The organism is Streptomyces sp. NPDC037301 (genome assembly GCF_055602785.1).
This window is the reverse complement of record NZ_JBVJWD010000032.1, coordinates 77,236-94,827: the sequence shown is the minus strand read 5'-3', so window position 1 is coordinate 94,827 and position 17,592 is coordinate 77,236. Positions and strand designations below refer to the sequence as shown.

Here is a 17,592-nt window from a genome sequence, read left to right as displayed (position 1 = left end):
ACCGCCGACTTCTCCACGGACTCCTGCTCGACAACGGACTCGGTCATCTCTGGCGTCTCCTTGATCATCAGATCCGCCGTTGATTAGACACTCCCGGATGCCCGCGCGTGTGATCTCGGAAGGTGCCATGGCGACACCGTAGATGAGGCCACTGACAACAGACTTGGGTGGTCACGCAAGCGCGATCGCCGCCCTCGGCGGTGGCGGCCAGAAGCGTGCTTCGATGCATCGCGCATACGCCTCCCCTAGCGAAAGCGCTGGGTGGGAGCTTCCTAAGGTCTCGGGTTACCTGGCCTCTTGGTAGGAGGGTATGGAGTGGCATCTCAGTCCAGGTGCGGCGCACGCACCAAAGCTGGTGCAGCGTGCCGGAGCCTTGCAGTGCTCGGCACCTCCCGTTGCGCTAGGCACCAAGGCCCTTGGTCGGCCTACGGGGTCGCACAGCGCAAGGAAAAGGAAGCTGCGGCGAAAAAGCGCAAGATCCGCAAGAAGCGGTAGGAGCTGCGATGAGACATGCTCCCGGGTCCAGCCGGCGCAGTCTCATCCGCAGTCTCGTTCGCGGCTGTACGCGGTCGTTCATCTTCCCGCTGAGACCGGACGTTGCTTGGGTGAGTGGACGTGTACGAACCAGGCAGAGTTGGAAAGCGTGCACCAACCAAACCGATGATTGGCCAGGGCGCGGGGGCCAAACGGGGGGCCAACGGCAGCAGCCTTCCCCGCACTCCCGTGGACGACGGCATTGCCGGTGAAGCCCATGCTGTCGTGCGCCCGCAGGCCCAAGTCGCATGTAGCGCAGCCAACGCGCTCCTGGCGGACGGGACTTCGCCAGGGACGCAAGTTCGGAGGGGAATTGGCCTCCCATGGTGCGGACCCACTACAGCGCGCACACGCGCGCGCTCACTCACGCGCAGCGCCGATCAACGCCCCGCTCACGGCCTCCGAGTTCGGCATTCTCCCCAAGCTGCGTGTCTACGTGGACGAAACCGGCGACCGCGGCGCCCTCGGGTCTCCCTTCTTCGCGATGACTGCGCTCGTGGTCCCGAGGAGGAGGACTGGAACGTCCGCGTCGTCGCCGCTGGCCTGCGAGCCTTGATCCATGCCAGCCGCCCGGACACGAAGACCCCACTCCACTGGGTGGACCACTTCAAGGCCAGGCATCCGGGGCGCAGGGAGCGCGCAGCAAGGACCCTGTCCCTGATGCCGGGCGGCGTAGATCACCAGCAGTCCGTCAGCTCGGCGATCGTCCGATCGGTTCGGCCGAGCTGGTACGCCTGCCACTCGCGGACGATGCGTAGCCGACCAGGCGACTGAGGTTCTCGGACATATATTCGATTCTGGACTCGGTGCGACGCTGCGTGTACCACTCGCCTTTGGTGCGATCGGTCACACTCGCCCCCCTGTCGGGGCCGCCTGTGGGCCGTCATAGGGCCGCCGACGTCGACTGACAACGACCAACGTCGACCGGCTGTGGTCGGGCCTGGCCCCGTCTGAGCTGGCGACGACCGCTACTACCACGGCGTGTCTGCGACACTGGATTGACCATGCCTAAGCCCGGAGAACTCACTTTCGTCGCGCCCCGCGGAGCCAAGAAGCCGCCGCGGCACCTCGCCGACCTCACGCCCGCCGAGCGCAAGGAAGCCGTCGCCGCGATCGGCGAGAAGCCGTTCCGCGCCCAGCAGCTCTCACAGCACTACTTCGCGCGGTACGCGCACGACCCGGCCGAGTGGACCAACATCCCGGCCGGTTCGCGGGACAAGCTCGCCGAGGCGATGTTCCCCGACCTGATGTCGGTGGTCCGCCACATCAGCTGTGACGACGACACGACCCGTAAGACGCTGTGGAAACTGCACGACGGGACGCTCGTCGAGTCCGTCCTGATGCGTTACCCGGAGCGGGTGACGATGTGCATCTCGTCGCAGGCGGGATGCGGGATGAACTGCCCGTTCTGCGCCACGGGACAGGCCGGTCTCGACCGCAATCTGTCGACCGCGGAGATCGTCCACCAGATCGTGGACGGCATGCGCACGCTGCGCGACGGGGAGGTCCCCGGTGGTCCGGCGCGGCTCTCCAACATCGTCTTCATGGGCATGGGTGAGCCGCTAGCCAACTACAACCGGGTGGTCGGAGCGATCCGCCGGCTGACCGACCCGGAACCGGACGGGCTGGGGCTCTCGCAGCGCGGGATCACCGTCTCCACCGTGGGCCTGGTGCCCGCGATGCTCCGCTTCGCCGACGAGGGCTTCAAGTGCCGCCTCGCCGTCTCCCTGCACGCACCGGACGACGAGCTGCGCGACACGCTCGTCCCCGTGAACACGCGCTGGAAGGTGGGCGAGGTGCTGGACGCCGCGTGGGAGTACGCGGAGAAGTCCGGCCGCCGCATCTCCATCGAGTACGCGCTGATCCGGGACATCAACGACCAGGCGTGGCGCGGTGACCGGCTCGGCCGGCTCCTCAAGGGCAAGCGTGTGCACGTCAACCTGATCCCGCTGAACCCGACGCCCGGCTCCAAGTGGACCGCCTCGCGGCCCGAGGACGAGAAGGCGTTCGTCGAGGCGATCGCGGCACACGGAGTGCCGGTGACCGTGCGGGACACCCGCGGTCAGGAGATCGACGGGGCCTGCGGGCAGTTGGCGGCAGCCGAGCGCTGAGGCCGGAACAGCCCGTGTAGCCTGGGCCTGAAATCAACTTCATATTCCGACAGGGGAGCGCCACAGCGCTGAGAGTGCGGCACCGAGAAGAGGTCGGCCGCAGACCCTCTGAACCTCGCCCGGGTCATTCCGGGTAGGAAGTTCGGTCATCAACTCATGCTGTTGCGCCCTGCCCGCTTCTCCAGGGGTAGGGCCGCGTCTCTTCCTGGCCAAAACCCAGGAGGAATCCACAATGAGCACCACCCGCAGAACCAAGCAGCTTGCGGCGTCGGCTGTCGTAGCCGCGCTCGGCGTCACGGCACTTGCCGGATGCGGGAGTTCCGACACGTCGGACTCCGGTTCCGGCGGCACGAAGAGTTCGGGCTCGAAGACCGTGACTCTCGTCAGCCATGACTCCTTCAACGCCTCCAAGGATGTGCTCAAGGAGTTCACGGAGGAGACCGGCTACACCGTCAAGGTGCTGAAGAGCGGCGACGCGGGTGTCGCGCTCAACCAGGAGATCCTGACCAAGGGCTCCCCGCGCGGCGATGTGTTCTTCGGCGTCGACAACACCCTGCTCTCCCGCGCTCTCGACAGCGGTCTCTTCACGCCGTATGAGGCGAAGGGCATCGACCAGGTGGCGGCCGACACCCAACTGGACGCAGAGCACCGGGTCACCCCGGTCGACACCGGCGACATCTGCATCAACTACGACAAGAAGTACTTCGCCGACAAGAAGCTCGCGCCGCCTCAGTCCTTCGACGACCTGGCGAAGCCCGCGTACAAGAACCTCCTCGTCACGGAGAACGCCGGGACCTCCTCGCCCGGCCTCGGCTTCCTCCTCGGCACCGTCGCCACCTACGGCGAGAAGGGCTACCAGGACTACTGGAAGAAGCTGAAGAGCAACGGCGTCAAGGTCGTCGACGGCTGGGAGCAGGCGTACAACGAGGAGTTCTCCGGCTCCGCGGGTGGCAAGAAGGCCAAGGCCGACCGGCCGCTCGTCGTCTCGTACGCCTCCAGCCCGCCCGTCGAGGTGCTGTACGCGAAGCCGCAGCCGGCCGAGGCCCCGACCGGGGTCGCCACCGGGACCTGCTTCCGCCAGATCGAGTTCGCGGGTCTGCTGAACGGTGCGAAGAACGAAGCGGGCGGCAAGGCCCTGCTGGACTTCCTGATCAGCAAGAAGTTCCAGGAGGACATGCCGCTCAACATGTTCGTGAACCCGGTCACCAAGAGCGCGGAACTGCCAAAACTCTTCACGAAGTTCGGCGCGACAGTGGACAAGCCGACCACCGTCGCCCCCGACAAGATCTCCAAGAACCGTGAGCAGTGGGTCCAGTCGTGGTCCTCGCTCGTAGTGAAGTAGCGAAGACCCCCGTACGCGGAACGGACGCGGGCGGGAAGAGCGAGCACGGGGAGGGGCCGCGCGGGAAGGGGCGGCGCGCCCGCTCCGGGCACGAGAACGTGGCGCGCGTAAAGGCGTGGCGCGCGAGCGCGGTGCGGCTAGGCCTGATGGCTGTGCCCGTCGCGTTCTTCGCGCTGTTCTTCGCCTACCCTGTCGCCGCGATCGTCGGCCGCGGGCTGAGGGCGGACGGTGTCTGGCAGTTCGGCCGGATCGGCGAGGTGCTGACCCGGCCGGACATGCGCGACGTCCTGTGGTTCACCACCTGGCAGGCGCTCGCCTCGACCGCGCTGACCCTGCTGATCGCGCTGCCCGGCGCCTATGTCTTCGCCCGCTTCGACTTCCCCGGCAAACAACTGCTGCGGGCGGTCGTCACCGTGCCGTTCGTGCTGCCGACCGTCGTCGTCGGGACCGCCTTCCTGGCGCTGCTGGGACGCGGCGGGTTCCTCGACGAACTCTGGGGCGTACGGCTCGACACCACCGTCTGGGCAATTCTGCTCGCCCATGTCTTCTTCAACTACGCGGTGGTCGTGCGGACCGTGGGCGGGCTGTGGTCACAGCTCGACCCACGGCAGGAGGAGGCCGCCCGGGTGCTGGGCGCCGGGCGGTTCGCCGCCTGGCGGCGGGTCACCCTGCCGGCCCTCGCGCCCGCCGTGGCCGCCGCCGCGCTGATGGTCTTCCTCTTCACCTTCACCTCCTTCGGGGTCGTACAGATCCTCGGCGGCCCGGGGTACTCCACGCTGGAGGTGGAGATCTACCGGCAGACCGCCCAATTGCTCGCCCTGCCGACAGCCGCCGTGCTGACGCTGGTGCAGTTCGCCGCGGTCGGCGCGATCCTCGCCGTCCACGCGTGGACCGTGCGACGCAGGGAGACCGCGCTGAAGCTGGTCGACCCGGCACAGACCGCCCGCAGGCCGCGCGGCGCCGGGCAGTGGGCGCTGCTCTGCGGGGTGCTGCTGACCGTGCTCGTGCTGATACTGCTGCCGCTCGGGGTGCTGGTCGAGCGCTCGCTGGACACACCCGGCGGCCATGGCTTCGACTTCTACCGCGCCCTGCGGTCCGCCGACGCCGGCGGCGGCACGTTCCTGGTCGCCCCGCTCGAAGCGATCTGGAACTCAACTCAGTACGCACTGGTCGCGACCGTCATCGCACTGGTCATCGGCGGGCTCGCCGCCGCGGCGCTGACCCGGCGCGCGGGGCGGCTCGTCCGCGGCTTCGACGCCTTGCTGATGCTGCCGCTCGGGGTGTCCGCGGTGACCGTCGGCTTCGGTTTTCTGATCACCCTGGACAAGCCGCCGCTGGATCTGCGGACTTCATGGATTCTGGTGCCGCTCGCCCAGGCGCTGGTCGGTGTGCCCTTCGTCGTACGGACCATGCTGCCGGTCCTGCGGGCGGTGGACGGCCGGCTGAGGGAGGCGGCCGCGGTGCTCGGGGCTTCACCCCTGCGGGCCTGGCGGGAGGTCGATCTGCCGCTGGTGCGGCGGGCGTTGCTGGTCGCGGCCGGGTTCGCGTTCGCCGTTTCGCTCGGTGAGTTCGGCGCGACGGTGTTCATCGCACGGCCCGACCGCCCGACGCTGCCGGTGGCCGTGGCCCGGCTGCTGGGGCGGGCCGGGGAGCTCAACTACGGCCAGGCGATGGCCCTCAGCACCATTCTGATGGTGGTCTGCGCCCTCTCGCTGCTGCTGCTCGAACGTATCCGCACGGACCGATCCGGGGAGTTCTAGAGATGCTGACACTGGAATCGGCCACGGTCCGCTTCGGCGAGCGGGCGGCACTCGACAGGGTGGATCTGGAGGTCGCCGAGCACGAGATCGTGTGCGTGCTGGGGCCGAGTGGCAGCGGCAAGTCGACCCTGCTACGGGTGGTCGCCGGACTGCACCCGCCGGACGGCGGCCGGGTGCTGCTGGACGGCGCGGACCAGGCCGGGGTGCCGGTGCACCGGCGCGGACTCGGCCTGATGTTCCAGGACCACCAGCTCTTCCCGCACCGGGATGTCGGCGCCAATGTCGCCTTCGGGCTGCGGATGCACGGGGTGTCGCGGCGCGATCAGGAGCGCAAAGTCGGTGAACTCCTCTACCTGGTGGGCCTGCCCGGCTCCGAACGGCGGGCCGTCGCCGCGCTGTCCGGCGGTGAACAGCAGCGCGTCGCCCTCGCGCGGGCGCTCGCGCCGAGCCCGAAGCTGCTGATGCTGGACGAGCCGCTCGGCCAGCTCGACCGCGGCCTGCGTGAACGGCTCGTCGTCGAACTGCGCACGCTCTTCGGACGGTTGGGCACGACGGTGCTCGCCGTCACCCACGACCAGGGCGAGGCGTTCGCCCTCGCCGACCGGGTGGTGGTGATGCGCGACGGGCGGATCGCCCAGGTGGGCACCCCACTGGAGGTCTGGCAGCAGCCCGCCTCCGCCTTCGTCGCCCGGTTCCTCGGCTTCGACAACGTGGTGGAGGCGACGGTGGCCGGCACGGCCGCCGACACGGTGTGGGGCAAGGTGCCGGTGCCCGACGGCTCGCCGCAGGGGGCGTGCGATCTGCTGGTGCGCCCGGCCGGGGTCCGGATCGGCTCCCCGGACGGAGGGCTGCGCTGCACGGTCGGGACGCGTACGTTCCGGGGCAACCATGTCGCCGTGCGGCTGACGCCGGTGGTCGGTCCGGTCCTGGAGGCGGAGTGTGCGCTGCGGGACGCCCCGGAGGAGGGCGCGACGGTCGGGGTCGGCTTCGACGCGGCGGAGACCGTCGTCCTGCCCGCCGTCTTCTGACCGGCCTCGCGCGTCCGGCAAAGGACGCGGCCGGGTTCACTTGACCGGCCGAGCCGTATCGGACGATCCCGCCCGCCGTCTCCCGGCCTCCGGAACTGCTGGAGCGGCCCGGACCGATCACACGCGGCGGGTCTGCGCAGTGGTGTCCGTGCAAGCTGGAGGAGGACATGCGGCAGATCCGGAACCACCTCGGGAAGGACGGGAACAATGACTGAGTCAGCACGCGAGGGCATCGACATCACCCGCATCCTCGACGCCCCGCGGGAACTGGTCTTCGAGGCCTGGACGGCGCCCGAGCACTTCGCCGCCTGGTACGGCGGGGACGCCGAGGTGCCGCTCGACCGGGTTTCGATGGATGTCAGGCCGGGCGGCGCCTGGAGCCTGGTCATCGTGGTGCCGGGCACCGAGATGGCCTTCCACGGGGTCTACCGCGAGGTCCTTGCACCCGAGCGACTGGTGTTCACGTTGAAGGACGCCACCGCACCCGCCGACATCGAGGGCGAGACCGTCACCGTCACCTTCACCGACCGCGGCGACAAGACCACCGAAATGGTCTTCAAGCAGCGCGGCGGCAACCTCACGGCAGAGCAGTACGCAGCCGCCGAGGACGGCTGGGAAGCCTTCTTCGACGCGCTCGTGGCCCGTCTCGCGTCCCTCTGAACCGGCCTCGGCCTACCGCTTCGCCGACAACCGGGCGAGTGCCCCGGCGGCCTCGTCCACCGTGCCGACGAGCGCGATACGGGACTCCATCGGCCGGCTGTCGGCCAACGCGCGCAGCAGTGGCCACGCGGGCAGTTCCCTCGTCCAGTGCGCGCGGCCCACCAGCACCATCGGGGCCGGCCTGCCGCGGGAGCAGTAGTAGTTCGGCGTCGCGTTGTCGAAGATCTCCTGTACGGTGCCGGCCGCGCCCGGCAGGAAGATCACGCCCGCCGTGGAGCGGGCGAGCAGCCCGTCCTCGCGCAGTGCGTTGGCGAAGTACTTGGCGATGTGATCCGCGAACGGGTTCGGCGGCTCATGTCCGTAGAACCAGGTGGGGATCGAGACCGAGCCACCGCCACCCGGCCAGCGCTCCCGTACGGCGAAGGCGGCCAGCGCCCAGTCGGTGACCGACGGGGTGAACGAGGGGGTGGCGGCCAGGAGTTCGCAGGCCTTGTCCAGCATCGGATCGGGGTGCGGCGCCGCGTACGCCCCGAGGTTCGCGGCCTCCATCGCGCCCGGCCCGCCACCGGTGGCCACCGTCAGGCCGCTCCGGGCCAGCGTCCGGCCCAGCCGGGCCGCGGCCGCGTACTCCGCGCTGCCGCGGGCCGTCGTATGGCCGCCCATCACCCCGACGACAAAAGCGCCGGCGAGGTGTTCGTCCAGCGCGTCGGAGACCGCGTCGTCGTGGAGCGCACGCAGCATCGAAGCGAAGGTGTCGCCACTCGCCCGGGTCTCCTGGAACCAGCGGTACGCGCGGGCATCGGGCGTCGCCGCGTAGCCGCCGCCCGTCAGCCCTTCGTAGAGCGCGTCGGGGGAGTAGAGCAGGCCGCGGTACGGATCGAAGGGCAGACCGGGCACGGGCGGGAAGACGAACGCACCGTCGGCCCGTACCTTCGCCGTCGTTCCGGGCGTCATCAGACAGCCGAGAAAGACGGCACCGGCCGTATCGGCGGCCAGCAGGGCGGCGCCCCGGCCCGTCAGGTCGACGGACTGGACCCGGTGTCCGGCCAGCCTCCCGGAGGCCACCGCCGCGTCGAATTCGGCGAGCGACTCGATCTCCGGGCCGGGTATGGGACTGCTGTCGTCCGGGTTGTCCACGTTGTCATGCTACGTAGCGGCCGAGGTGCACGGGCGTGGCCGGGACACGGCGTCCTCAGGCCGTCAGCGGCAGCGCCGCCAGCTCGGCGACCAGCCAGGTCAACGGGGCGAAGACGACCAGCAGCGCGGCGGCGCGAAGGGCCGTCGCTGCCCACAGCACCGAGGCCGGGGCACCCAGCCGCGAGAGCGCCTGCGCCGTCCGGGTGCGGTCCTGCTTCGCCTCCAACGCCGAGGTCAGCAGCGTCGCCGACGTACAGCCGAGGACGAGCACCGCGCCCAGTGCCGTGAGCGGGCCGAAGGTGCGTGGCCCCGTCCCGTACAGCGCGTAGGCGGCGATCATCGCGGAGAGCACCGCACAGACCACACCGAGCGGCCCGCCGATCCGGCGCGCCTCGCCCATCAGCACCCGGCCGGCCAGCAGCCGTACGGCGCCGGGGCCCACCGCCTGCAGCAGCCGCCCGCAGAGATGTGCCAGGCCGGGTCCTGCCACGGCCAGACCGATCGCCGTCAGCGTCCACCCCGCCAGCACTCCGGCCGGGGTGGCGTCGAACCTGCCGGGAAGCGGGAGCAGGCTGCGCCCGTCACCGCGGCTCAGGTAGGCCTCTACGGCGAGACCGGCCGCGATCAGCGCCACCCCCCACGGCAGCCCGGTCGGGGGCGCCGCCGGAGTGGGCGGCCGGTCCTCCGGCGCGTCGTCCGAGGAGACGTCGTCCGGGGCCGCTGTCTGGACCGGCCGGATGCGCAGCGCCAGCCCGCTCGCCGTCGCCGCGGCCACCGGGACCAGGGCCAGCAGCATGAGCACGGCCGCGAGCGGCAGCGGGGTGTCCGCGTCGAGCAGCCCTGCCGCCGCACCGTCGAACGGCAGCCCGGACAGATCGCCGCGCAGATGCAGGAAGAACAGCAGCGCCACCATCGACCCGAGGGTGCAGGAGACGGCCGTGGAGACTGCGGCGAGCACCGTGAGCCTGACCGGCCCGAGGCCCACGGCGGACAGCCCGGAGCGTGGCCGGGTGCTCGGGTCCGTACGGGCCACCGCGACCGCGAGCTGCACGGTGGCGGCGAGCGGTACGAAGCACCACAGCAGCCGCAGCACAGCCGCGGCGGAGTCCGCCGGGTGCCCCGATGCGTAGCCCAGGGCGCACAGCAGCAGGAAGCCGACCCCGGCGGAGGCGGCTGCGACCAGCAGCCGCCGCATCAGGACCAGCGGATGGGAACCCCGGGCTAGACGGAGAGCGAGCACGCCGCCCTGCCCTCCGCATCGGATACGCCGGGCAGGGCGACGGTGGCGACGGGGCGGCCGTCCAGCAGCGGGACCGTACGGTCGGCGAGGGCGGCGACCTCCGCGTCGTGGGTGGCGAGCACGACCGTGATGCCGTGCGAGCGGGCCGCGCTGGTGAGGGTGCGCAGCACATGCGTCCGGTCGGCGCGGTGCAGGGTCGCGGTCGGCTCGTCGGCGAAGATCACCGAGGGGGAGGCGGCCAGCGCGCGGGCTACGGCGATCCGCTGGCGCTGCCCCTGGAGCAGCGTGTGCGGTCGCTTCTTGGCGCACGCGCCGATGTCCAGCCGCTCCAGCCACTCCAGGCCGGTCTTCTTCGCCTCCCGGTGCGCGGCACCGCGCAGCAGCAGCGGAAGAGCCACGTTCTCCCAGGTGTTCAGCTCCGGTACGAGCTGGGGCTCGGGGGCGATCCAGCCGAACTTGTCGCGGCGCAGCCGTTCGCGCAAGCGGGGGCCCATGGTGTGGACGGGGACGCTGTTGAACCACACCTCGCCCTGCTGGGGCACCAGTTGACCGGAGAGGCAGTGCAGCAGGGTCGTCTTGCCGCTGCCTCTGGGGCCGGTCACGGCGAGGATCTCGCCGTCGTGGACACCCATGGAGACGCCACCGAGCGCGGGTGAGCCGTTGTGGGAGTGGTGCAGGGAACGCGCCCAGATCACGTCGTTGTCCGGCGGGGCCGCCATGGCGTACACCTCGGTTCAGATCGTATGTCCCGTCCCCCTTACGGGGGAACGAAGAGGGGGCCGATCGGTCACTCGGCACCGTAAGGATTCGAACCGCGGTGTGGGCACAGCACACGGCCCGGGTGCGCTCCATCCCACTCGAATGGTCGCATCCGGGCCGTGTGGACCGTATGAAATGACCGCTGGAAGCCGGTCAAGCGGTGGTCAGCCGGTGGTCAAGCCGCAGGGCCGTCCGGCCGATCGCGGCCGGACAGATCCTTGCCCGTCGGGCGGACGGGCGGACAGGGGCGATCGGCTGCCCGGTCCGTGGCCGGTCAGCCGATCGAACCGCCGGTCAGAGCTTGGTCCACGCCTCGGTGAGGACGGTCCGCAGAATGCCCTCGATCTCGTCGAACGTCGACTGGTCGGAGACCAGCGGCGGCGCGAGCTGGACGACCGGGTCGCCGCGGTCGTCGGCCCGGCAGTACAGGCCGTTGTCGTACAGCGCCTTGGAGAGGAAGCCGTACAGGACGCGCTCGGTCTCCTCGTCGGTGAAGGTCTCCTTGGTGGCCTTGTCCTTCACCAGCTCGATGCCGTAGAAGAAGCCGTTGCCGCGGACGTCGCCGACGATCGGCAGGTCGAGCAGCTTCTGCAGCGTCGTGTAGAAGGCGTTCTCGTTGTCCAGGACGTGCTGGTTGAGGCCCTCGCGCTCGAAGATGTCGAGGTTGGCGAGGCCGACCGCCGCGGAGACCGGGTGGCCACCGAAGGTGTAGCCGTGCAGGAAGGTGTTGTCACCCTCGTAGAACGGCGCGGCGATGCGGTCCGAGACGATGCAGGCACCGATCGGGGAGTAGCCCGAGGTCATGCCCTTGGCGCAGGTGATCATGTCCGGCACGTAGCCGAACTTGTCGCAGGCGAACATCGTGCCGAGACGGCCGAAGGCGCAGATGACCTCGTCGGAGACGAGCAGCACGTCGTACTTGTCGCAGATCTCGCGCACGCGCTGGAAGTATCCGGGCGGCGGCGGGAAGCAGCCGCCTGCGTTCTGCACCGGCTCCAGGAAGACCGCGGCGACGGTGTCCGGGCCCTCGAAGAGGATCTCCTGCTCGATCTGGTCGGCGGCCCAGCGGCCGAAGGCCTCCGGGTCGTCGCCGTGGATCGGGGCGCGGTAGATGTTCGTGTTCGGCACCTTGTGCGCGCCGGGGACCAGCGGCTCGAAGGGGGCCTTCAGGGCCGGCAGGCCGGTGATCGACAGGGCGCCCTGCGGGGTGCCGTGGTAGGCGACCGCGCGCGAGATGACCTTGTACTTGGTCGGCTTGCCCTGGAGCTTGAAGTACTGCTTGGCAAGCTTCCAGGCGGTCTCCACGGCCTCGCCGCCACCGGTGGTGAAGAAGACCTTGTTGAGGTCGCCCGGCGCGTAGTCGGCGAGGCGCTCGGCCAGCTCGACGGCCTTCGGGTGGGCGTAGGACCACACCGGGAAGAAGGCCAGCTCCTGGCCCTGCTTGTACGCCGCCTCGGCGAGCTCGTGACGGCCGTGACCGGCGTTGACCACGAACAGGCCGGACAGGCCGTCGAGGTAGCGCTTGCCCTGGTCGTCGTAGATGTAGGTGCCCTCGCCACGCACGATGGTGGGAACGGGCGCGTTCTCGTAGTCCGACATGCGGGTGAAATGCATCCACAGGTGGTCGTACGCGGTTCGGCTGAGGTCCTTGCTCACGGCTATCGGGTTCCCCACATATAGGTCTGCTTCTTGAGCTTCAGGTACACAAAGCTCTCGGTGGAGCGCACACCGGGGATGGCCCGGATGCGTTTGTTGATCGTTTCCAGCAGGTGGTCGTCGTCCTCGCAGACGATCTCCACCATCAGGTCGAAGGAGCCCGCGGTCATCACCACGTACTCGCACTCGGCCATGGCCGACAGCGCCTCGGCGACGGGATCGAGGTCGCCGTCGACATTGATGCCGACCATCGCCTGCCGTCGGAATCCCACGGTGAGCGGGTCCGTGACGGCGACGATCTGCATCACGCCCTGGTCGAGCAGCTTCTGGACGCGCTGCCGCACGGCCGCCTCGGAGAGGCCGACGGCCTTGCCGATCGCGGCGTACGGACGACGCCCGTCCTCCTGGAGCTGCTCGATGATTGCGAGGGACACGGCATCGACCGTTGGGGACGATCCGTTCCCGGTCCTGGAGTCTGCGCTGCGACTGGCCACGCATCCACTGTGCACCGGGACTCGTCGGTCTGGCAACCCCAGATCGATGAAATTCGTTGTCTGAGGGTCTCGATCTCACTGAATCCGAAGTTCACGGCGGTTGGGCATGTCGAAAGCGATACCTGAGCGACTAGGCTGGTCATCTCACACATTGGACGTGTCGACAGGAGGGGTGGTTGTGACCACCGAGGTGCGCCGTCTGCGCAACTACATCAACGGAGAGTTCCGGGACGCCGCTGACGGGCGGACCATCGACGTGGTCAATCCGGCGACGGAAGAGGTCTACGCGACCTCGCCGCTCTCCGGCCAGGCCGATGTCGATGCCGCGATGGACGCCGCCGCGGCCGCTTTCCCCGCCTGGCGCGACGCCACGCCCGCCGAGCGCCAGAAGGCCCTGCTGAAGATCGCGGACGCCTTCGAGGAGCGCGCCGAGGACCTCATCGCCGCCGAGTCGGAGAACACGGGCAAGCCGATCGAGCTCACCCGCACCGAAGAGATCCCGCCGATGGTGGACCAGATCCGCTTCTTCGCGGGTGCCGCGCGGATGCTCGAGGGCCGCTCGGCCGGCGAGTACATGGAGGGCCTCACCTCCATCATCCGCCGCGAACCGGTCGGCGTCTGCGCACAGGTCGCGCCGTGGAACTACCCGATGATGATGGCTGTCTGGAAGTTCGCCCCGGCGCTCGCCGCAGGCAACACCGTCGTCATCAAGCCGTCCGACACCACCCCGGCGTCGACCGTGCTGATCGCCGAGATCATCGGCCAGATCCTTCCCAAGGGCGTCTTCAACGTCATCTGCGGCGACCGCGACACCGGCCGCGCGATGGTCGAGCACCCGACCCCGGCGATGGCCTCCATCACCGGTTCGGTCCGGGCCGGCATGCAGGTCGCCGAGTCCGCCGCCAAGGACGTCAAGCGGGTGCACCTGGAGCTCGGCGGCAAGGCCCCGGTCGTCGTGTTCGAGGACACCGACATCGCCAAGGCCGTCGAGGGCATCTCCGTCGCGGGCTTCTTCAACGCGGGCCAGGACTGTACGGCCGCGACCCGCGTTCTGGTCCACGAGTCCATCCACGACGAGTTCGTCACCGCCCTCGCCAAGGCCGCCGCCGACACCAAGACGGGGCAGCCGGACGACGAGGACGTGCTGTACGGCCCGCTCAACAACGCCAACCAGCTGAAGCAGGTCAGCGGTTTCATCGAGCGGCTCCCTGCCCACGCCAAGGTCGAGGCGGGCGGCCACCGGGTCGGCGAGAAGGGCTACTTCTACGCCCCGACCGTCGTCTCCGGCCTCCAGCAGGACGACGAGATCATCCAGAACGAGGTCTTCGGCCCGGTCATCACCGTCCAGAAGTTCACGGACGAGACCCAGGCCGTCGAGTACGCCAACGGTGTCGAGTACGCCCTGGCCTCCTCGGTGTGGACCAAGGACCACTCCCGCGCCATGCGGATGTCCAAGAACCTCGACTTCGGCTGCGTGTGGATCAACACCCACATTCCGCTCGTCGCCGAGATGCCGCACGGCGGGTTCAAGAAGTCCGGCTACGGCAAGGACCTCTCCGCGTACGGCTTCGAGGACTACACCCGCATCAAGCACGTCATGACCTCGCTCGACGGCTGACCTTCGTCCGCTGTCGGTACGGCCCCGGGCTCCGGCCCGGGGCCGTTTCCGTACTCCCGCATCCCTCGGGGCATCGACAGGGTGTGCGGACGGAGGGTGCGCCGCTGGACGGTTGGTCCATTGCCCGCACGCCGCCCGACCGGCATCCTGCGCAGGTGCGAGCAATCCCGAAGAACCCCATGTCCCGCCGGTCCCTGCTGCGCGCCTTCGGGGCCACAGCCGCCGGAGTCACGCTGGCCGGCTGCGGAGTGCCCGCCGCCTATGTGCAGCCCGGTGACCGGGCCGGACGCGACTCCTCCGCGAGCGACCACTCCCTGCACTTCGCGAACTGGCCGCTCTACATCGACACCGACGACAAGAACGCGTCGAAGCGCCCCACCCTCGACGGGTTCTCCGAGCGGACCCGGATCTCCGTCACGTACACCGAGGAGATCAACGACAACGACGAGTTCTTCGGGAAGATCAGCCCCGCGCTGATGAACCACCAGCAGACCGGCCGGGACCTGATCGTCATCAGCGACTGGATGGCCGCACGGTTCGTACGGCTGGGCTGGGTGCAGGAGATGGACCGGGCCAAGCAGCCCAATGTCGCCAAGTATCTTGATCCGCAGCTGCGTTCACCGGCCTTCGACAAGGACCGGATGCACAGCGTCCCCTGGCAGTCCGGGATCACCGGCATCGCGTACAACCGCAAGAGGCTCGGCCGCGAGATCAAACACCTGAGCGATCTGTGGGCGGACGAATTGCGCGGCAAGGTGACGCTGCTGTCCGGGCTCGACGAGTCCATGGCGCTGCTGATGCAGGGCAATGGCGTCGACATCACCCGCTGGAAGCAGGACGACTTCTACGAGGTCTGCGACCAGGTCGAGAAGCTCGTCAAGAGCAAGCACATCCGCCGCTTCACCGGCAACGACTACATCAAGGACCTGTCGACCGGCGACGTACTCGCCTGTCAGGCGTACTCCGGCGATGTCATCCAGCTCCAGGCGGACAACCCCGAGATCGAGTTCGTGGTGCCCGAGGAGGGCGCCGAACTCTGGGCGGAATCACTGATGATCCCCAACCTTGCCCGGCACAAGCGCAACGCCGAGAAGCTGATCGACTACTACTACGAGCCGGAGGTCGCCGCCGAACTCGCGACCTGGGTCAACTACGTCTGCCCCGTCCCGGCCGCCCGGGAGGTGCTGGCCTCCTCCAAGGACGAGGAGACCGCCGCGCTCGCCGAGGATTCGCTGATCTTCCCCGACGACGCGATGCGCAAGCGGCTGGCGATCGCCCGGGACATCACGTCCGAGGAGCGGCCCGAGTTCGCAAAGAAGTGGAACTCCATCGTCGGCCTGTAGCCGTACCGGGGGTGGCGTAAAGAGCCGGTAAATACGGGCGTACGCTGCGGACATGAGCGAGCGAAGAGCCCTGCTGAGGCGCATACGCGTGTGGTTGGTCGTCTTTATCGTCTGTCTGGCGCTGAGCGGGCTGACCGCCTTCCCGCTCGTCCATGAACTCCACTGGGCCGAGGACCTGTTGAAGTCCTCGGCCTCTCCGGTACCCGAGCACTTCCCGGCCCTGATGGAGTGGATCACCCGGGTCCGCACCGGTCTCGACGAGGCAGACGCGAAGTACCCCTTCGTGCTGTACGGCACCGACTGGCTGGCCTTCGCGCACCTCGTCATCGCGGTCGCCTTCTACGGCCCCTACCGAGACCCGGTCCGCAACGTCTGGGTCGTCGAGTTCGGCATGATCGCCTGCGCGGGGATCATCCCGCTCGCCCTGATCTGCGGACCGATCCGGGACATCCCCTTCTGGTGGTCGGTCATCGACATGTCGTTCGGGGTCTTCGGGGTGATCCCGCTGCTCGTCGTACGCCGCATGATCAAGCGGCTGGAGGCCCTGCCGCAGCCGCCGTCAGCGGAACCGCTCTCCGCCGTGACGGCCGCCTGAGTCACTCCCGCGCCGGGGCTCCGAAGGCGCTGACGATCAGGCCCATCACGACGTCGTTGGTGCCCTGCCCCTTCGCGTCCGTGGAGTTCACGCTGTAGACGAGGGTGCGGGAGAGATCGCGGGTGCCCCCTATTCCCGCGTTGTAACCCCAGCGGCCACCGGTCTTGCCCCAGACCTCGTGGCCGCCGAGCTGCCACGAGGTCAGGCCCGCGCTGTACGCCGCGGGCGCGCCGGACTCGTAGTCACGGACCGAGGGCCCGGGCAGAGTGAACATCTCCTCCAGCAACGGCCCGCGCACCACCCGGCCGCGGAACAGGGCCTCGGTGAACCGCTCCAGATCGGCGGTGGTGGAGATGATGTCGCCCGCCGCCCAGCCGTCGGTCGCGCCCCAGACGCTCACATCGCGCAGTCCGGTCGTTCCGTCGTCGAGCCTCATCGTCTGGTAGCCGTGGTTGTGCGGACCGTGGATGCGGGGATCGGCGCCGGGGTACGAAGTGCCGTGCAGACCGAGCGGCTCGATGATGCGGCGGGTGACCTCGCTCTCGTAGGTGTGGCCGGTGACCCTCTCGATCAGCAGCCCGGCCACGGTGTAGTTGATGTTCAGGTAGTGCTGGCGCTTCCCGGCCGGGAACTCCGGCGGCTTCGCCGTCGCCGATGCGACCATCTCGCGCGGGGTGTGGATCAGGAAGCGGTTCTCGTACCACTCCTCCACGGTCGTGCCGCGGAAGTCGGCGGAGGGCAGACCGCTGGTGTGGTTCAGCAACTGACGCACGGTGACCTGCTCGTACGCCACCGGGATCAGCTCCGGAAGATAGGCTCGCACCGGCCGGTCAAGGTCGACCCTCTTCTCGGTGGCGAGCTGGAGCACCGTGGCCGCCGTGAAGACCTTGGTCACCGAACCCGCCCGGAACCGGGCATCCGGGTCGGCCGGGCTGCCGGACCTCAGATCATGGACGCCGGAGCTGCCGCGCCAGGCACCGGAGGTGCCCGAGAGCCGTGCCAGCGCGGCCGTCGCGTTGTCGTCCGGCAGCCCGGCGATGGCGGCGGCCAGCGCCTTCGCGTCCGGGGCGCCGTACGCCGGGGCGTTTGCCACGGTGCCCGTGGCGGCGGGCTTCGGGGCGCCTGCGGCCAGAGCCGGAGCGGCCGGGCCCGCCGCGATACCGAGGACCAGGGCGGCGGCGAGGACGGTGCGGGTGCGGGCGTTCATCGTGGGGCCTCCGGGGCGTGGAATCCATGACGGCCCAGTCGCTGAGCCGTCGCTGTTGTCGGATTCCATCCTGGTGAGCGCCGGGCCCCGGCGGATCCCCGGAGCGGG

At 69.4% G+C, this 17,592-nt stretch carries 14 protein-coding genes; 8 read left to right on the top strand and 6 right to left on the bottom strand.

Annotated features, from left to right (window positions below; translation table 11 throughout):
• Positions 1-1,538: 1,538 nt before the first annotated feature.
• The 5 genes from rlmN (at position 1,539) to ACZ7IB_RS35005 (ending at position 7,435) form a co-directional block, all read left to right on the top strand.
• Complete coding sequence (gene rlmN / locus ACZ7IB_RS35025) at positions 1,539-2,645, top strand: dual-specificity RNA methyltransferase RlmN (protein WP_470918173.1); 1,107 nt, start codon at positions 1,539-1,541, stop codon at positions 2,643-2,645.
• A 232-nt stretch (positions 2,646-2,877) separates the two neighbouring features.
• Positions 2,878-3,987 carry a thiamine ABC transporter substrate-binding protein gene (locus ACZ7IB_RS35020; protein ID WP_470918171.1) on the top strand — a complete coding sequence of 370 codons (1,110 nt, stop codon included), beginning with the start codon at positions 2,878-2,880 and terminating at the stop codon, positions 3,985-3,987.
• Between the two features lie 146 nt (positions 3,988-4,133).
• Entirely contained in the window at positions 4,134-5,747 is a 1,614-nt protein-coding gene (locus tag ACZ7IB_RS35015; RefSeq protein WP_470918180.1) for an ABC transporter permease, read from the top strand.
• A gap of 2 nt (positions 5,748-5,749) precedes the next feature.
• Positions 5,750-6,775, top strand: a complete 1,026-nt coding sequence (locus ACZ7IB_RS35010; protein ID WP_470918169.1) for an ABC transporter ATP-binding protein — start codon at positions 5,750-5,752, stop codon at positions 6,773-6,775.
• Positions 6,776-6,982: 207 nt separating this feature from the next.
• On the top strand, positions 6,983-7,435 hold the full coding sequence (locus ACZ7IB_RS35005; protein WP_470918167.1) for an SRPBCC domain-containing protein: 453 nt from the start codon (positions 6,983-6,985) through the stop codon (positions 7,433-7,435).
• A 12-nt stretch (positions 7,436-7,447) separates the two neighbouring features.
• Here the strand turns inward: ACZ7IB_RS35005 and ACZ7IB_RS35000 are convergent, their stop codons facing one another.
• From ACZ7IB_RS35000 to ACZ7IB_RS34980, 5 genes are all read right to left on the bottom strand, one after another.
• Positions 7,448-8,572 (bottom strand): LOG family protein, encoded by a 1,125-nt coding sequence (locus tag ACZ7IB_RS35000; protein WP_470918166.1) that lies wholly within the window; start codon positions 8,570-8,572, stop codon positions 7,448-7,450.
• 55 nt (positions 8,573-8,627) lie between these two features.
• Complete coding sequence (locus ACZ7IB_RS34995; RefSeq protein WP_470918164.1) at positions 8,628-9,812, bottom strand: hypothetical protein; 1,185 nt, start codon at positions 9,810-9,812, stop codon at positions 8,628-8,630.
• The gene (locus ACZ7IB_RS34990) at positions 9,794-10,531 is read right to left on the bottom strand and encodes an ABC transporter ATP-binding protein (protein ID WP_470918162.1); all 738 of its coding nucleotides are present in this window, start codon (positions 10,529-10,531) and stop codon (positions 9,794-9,796) included. Before ACZ7IB_RS34990 ends, ACZ7IB_RS34995 begins: the two co-directional genes overlap by 19 nt.
• 334 nt (positions 10,532-10,865) lie before the next feature.
• Positions 10,866-12,245, bottom strand: coding sequence for an aspartate aminotransferase family protein (locus ACZ7IB_RS34985; protein ID WP_470918160.1), 1,380 nt, complete (start codon positions 12,243-12,245; stop codon positions 10,866-10,868).
• Positions 12,230-12,721 carry an Lrp/AsnC family transcriptional regulator gene (locus ACZ7IB_RS34980; RefSeq protein ID WP_383971956.1) on the bottom strand — a complete coding sequence of 164 codons (492 nt, stop codon included), beginning with the start codon at positions 12,719-12,721 and terminating at the stop codon, positions 12,230-12,232. Before ACZ7IB_RS34980 ends, ACZ7IB_RS34985 begins: the two co-directional genes overlap by 16 nt.
• Before the next feature lie 178 nt (positions 12,722-12,899).
• Between ACZ7IB_RS34980 and ACZ7IB_RS34975 the strand changes: the two genes are divergently transcribed.
• From ACZ7IB_RS34975 to ACZ7IB_RS34965, 3 genes are all read left to right on the top strand, one after another.
• Positions 12,900-14,339 (top strand): gamma-aminobutyraldehyde dehydrogenase, encoded by a 1,440-nt coding sequence (locus ACZ7IB_RS34975; RefSeq protein WP_383077318.1) that lies wholly within the window; start codon positions 12,900-12,902, stop codon positions 14,337-14,339.
• A gap of 179 nt (positions 14,340-14,518) precedes the next feature.
• Positions 14,519-15,682 carry an ABC transporter substrate-binding protein gene (locus tag ACZ7IB_RS34970; RefSeq protein ID WP_470918178.1) on the top strand — a complete coding sequence of 388 codons (1,164 nt, stop codon included), beginning with the start codon at positions 14,519-14,521 and terminating at the stop codon, positions 15,680-15,682.
• A gap of 52 nt (positions 15,683-15,734) precedes the next feature.
• Positions 15,735-16,277: a hypothetical protein gene (locus tag ACZ7IB_RS34965; protein WP_470918158.1), complete on the top strand. Its 543-nt coding sequence runs from the start codon at positions 15,735-15,737 to the stop codon at positions 16,275-16,277.
• Between the two features lies 1 nt (position 16,278).
• On the opposite strand, the gene ACZ7IB_RS34960 is transcribed toward ACZ7IB_RS34965, so the two are convergent.
• Positions 16,279-17,484, bottom strand: coding sequence for a serine hydrolase domain-containing protein (locus ACZ7IB_RS34960; RefSeq protein WP_470918156.1), 1,206 nt, complete (start codon positions 17,482-17,484; stop codon positions 16,279-16,281).
• Positions 17,485-17,592: the final 108 nt, after the last annotated feature.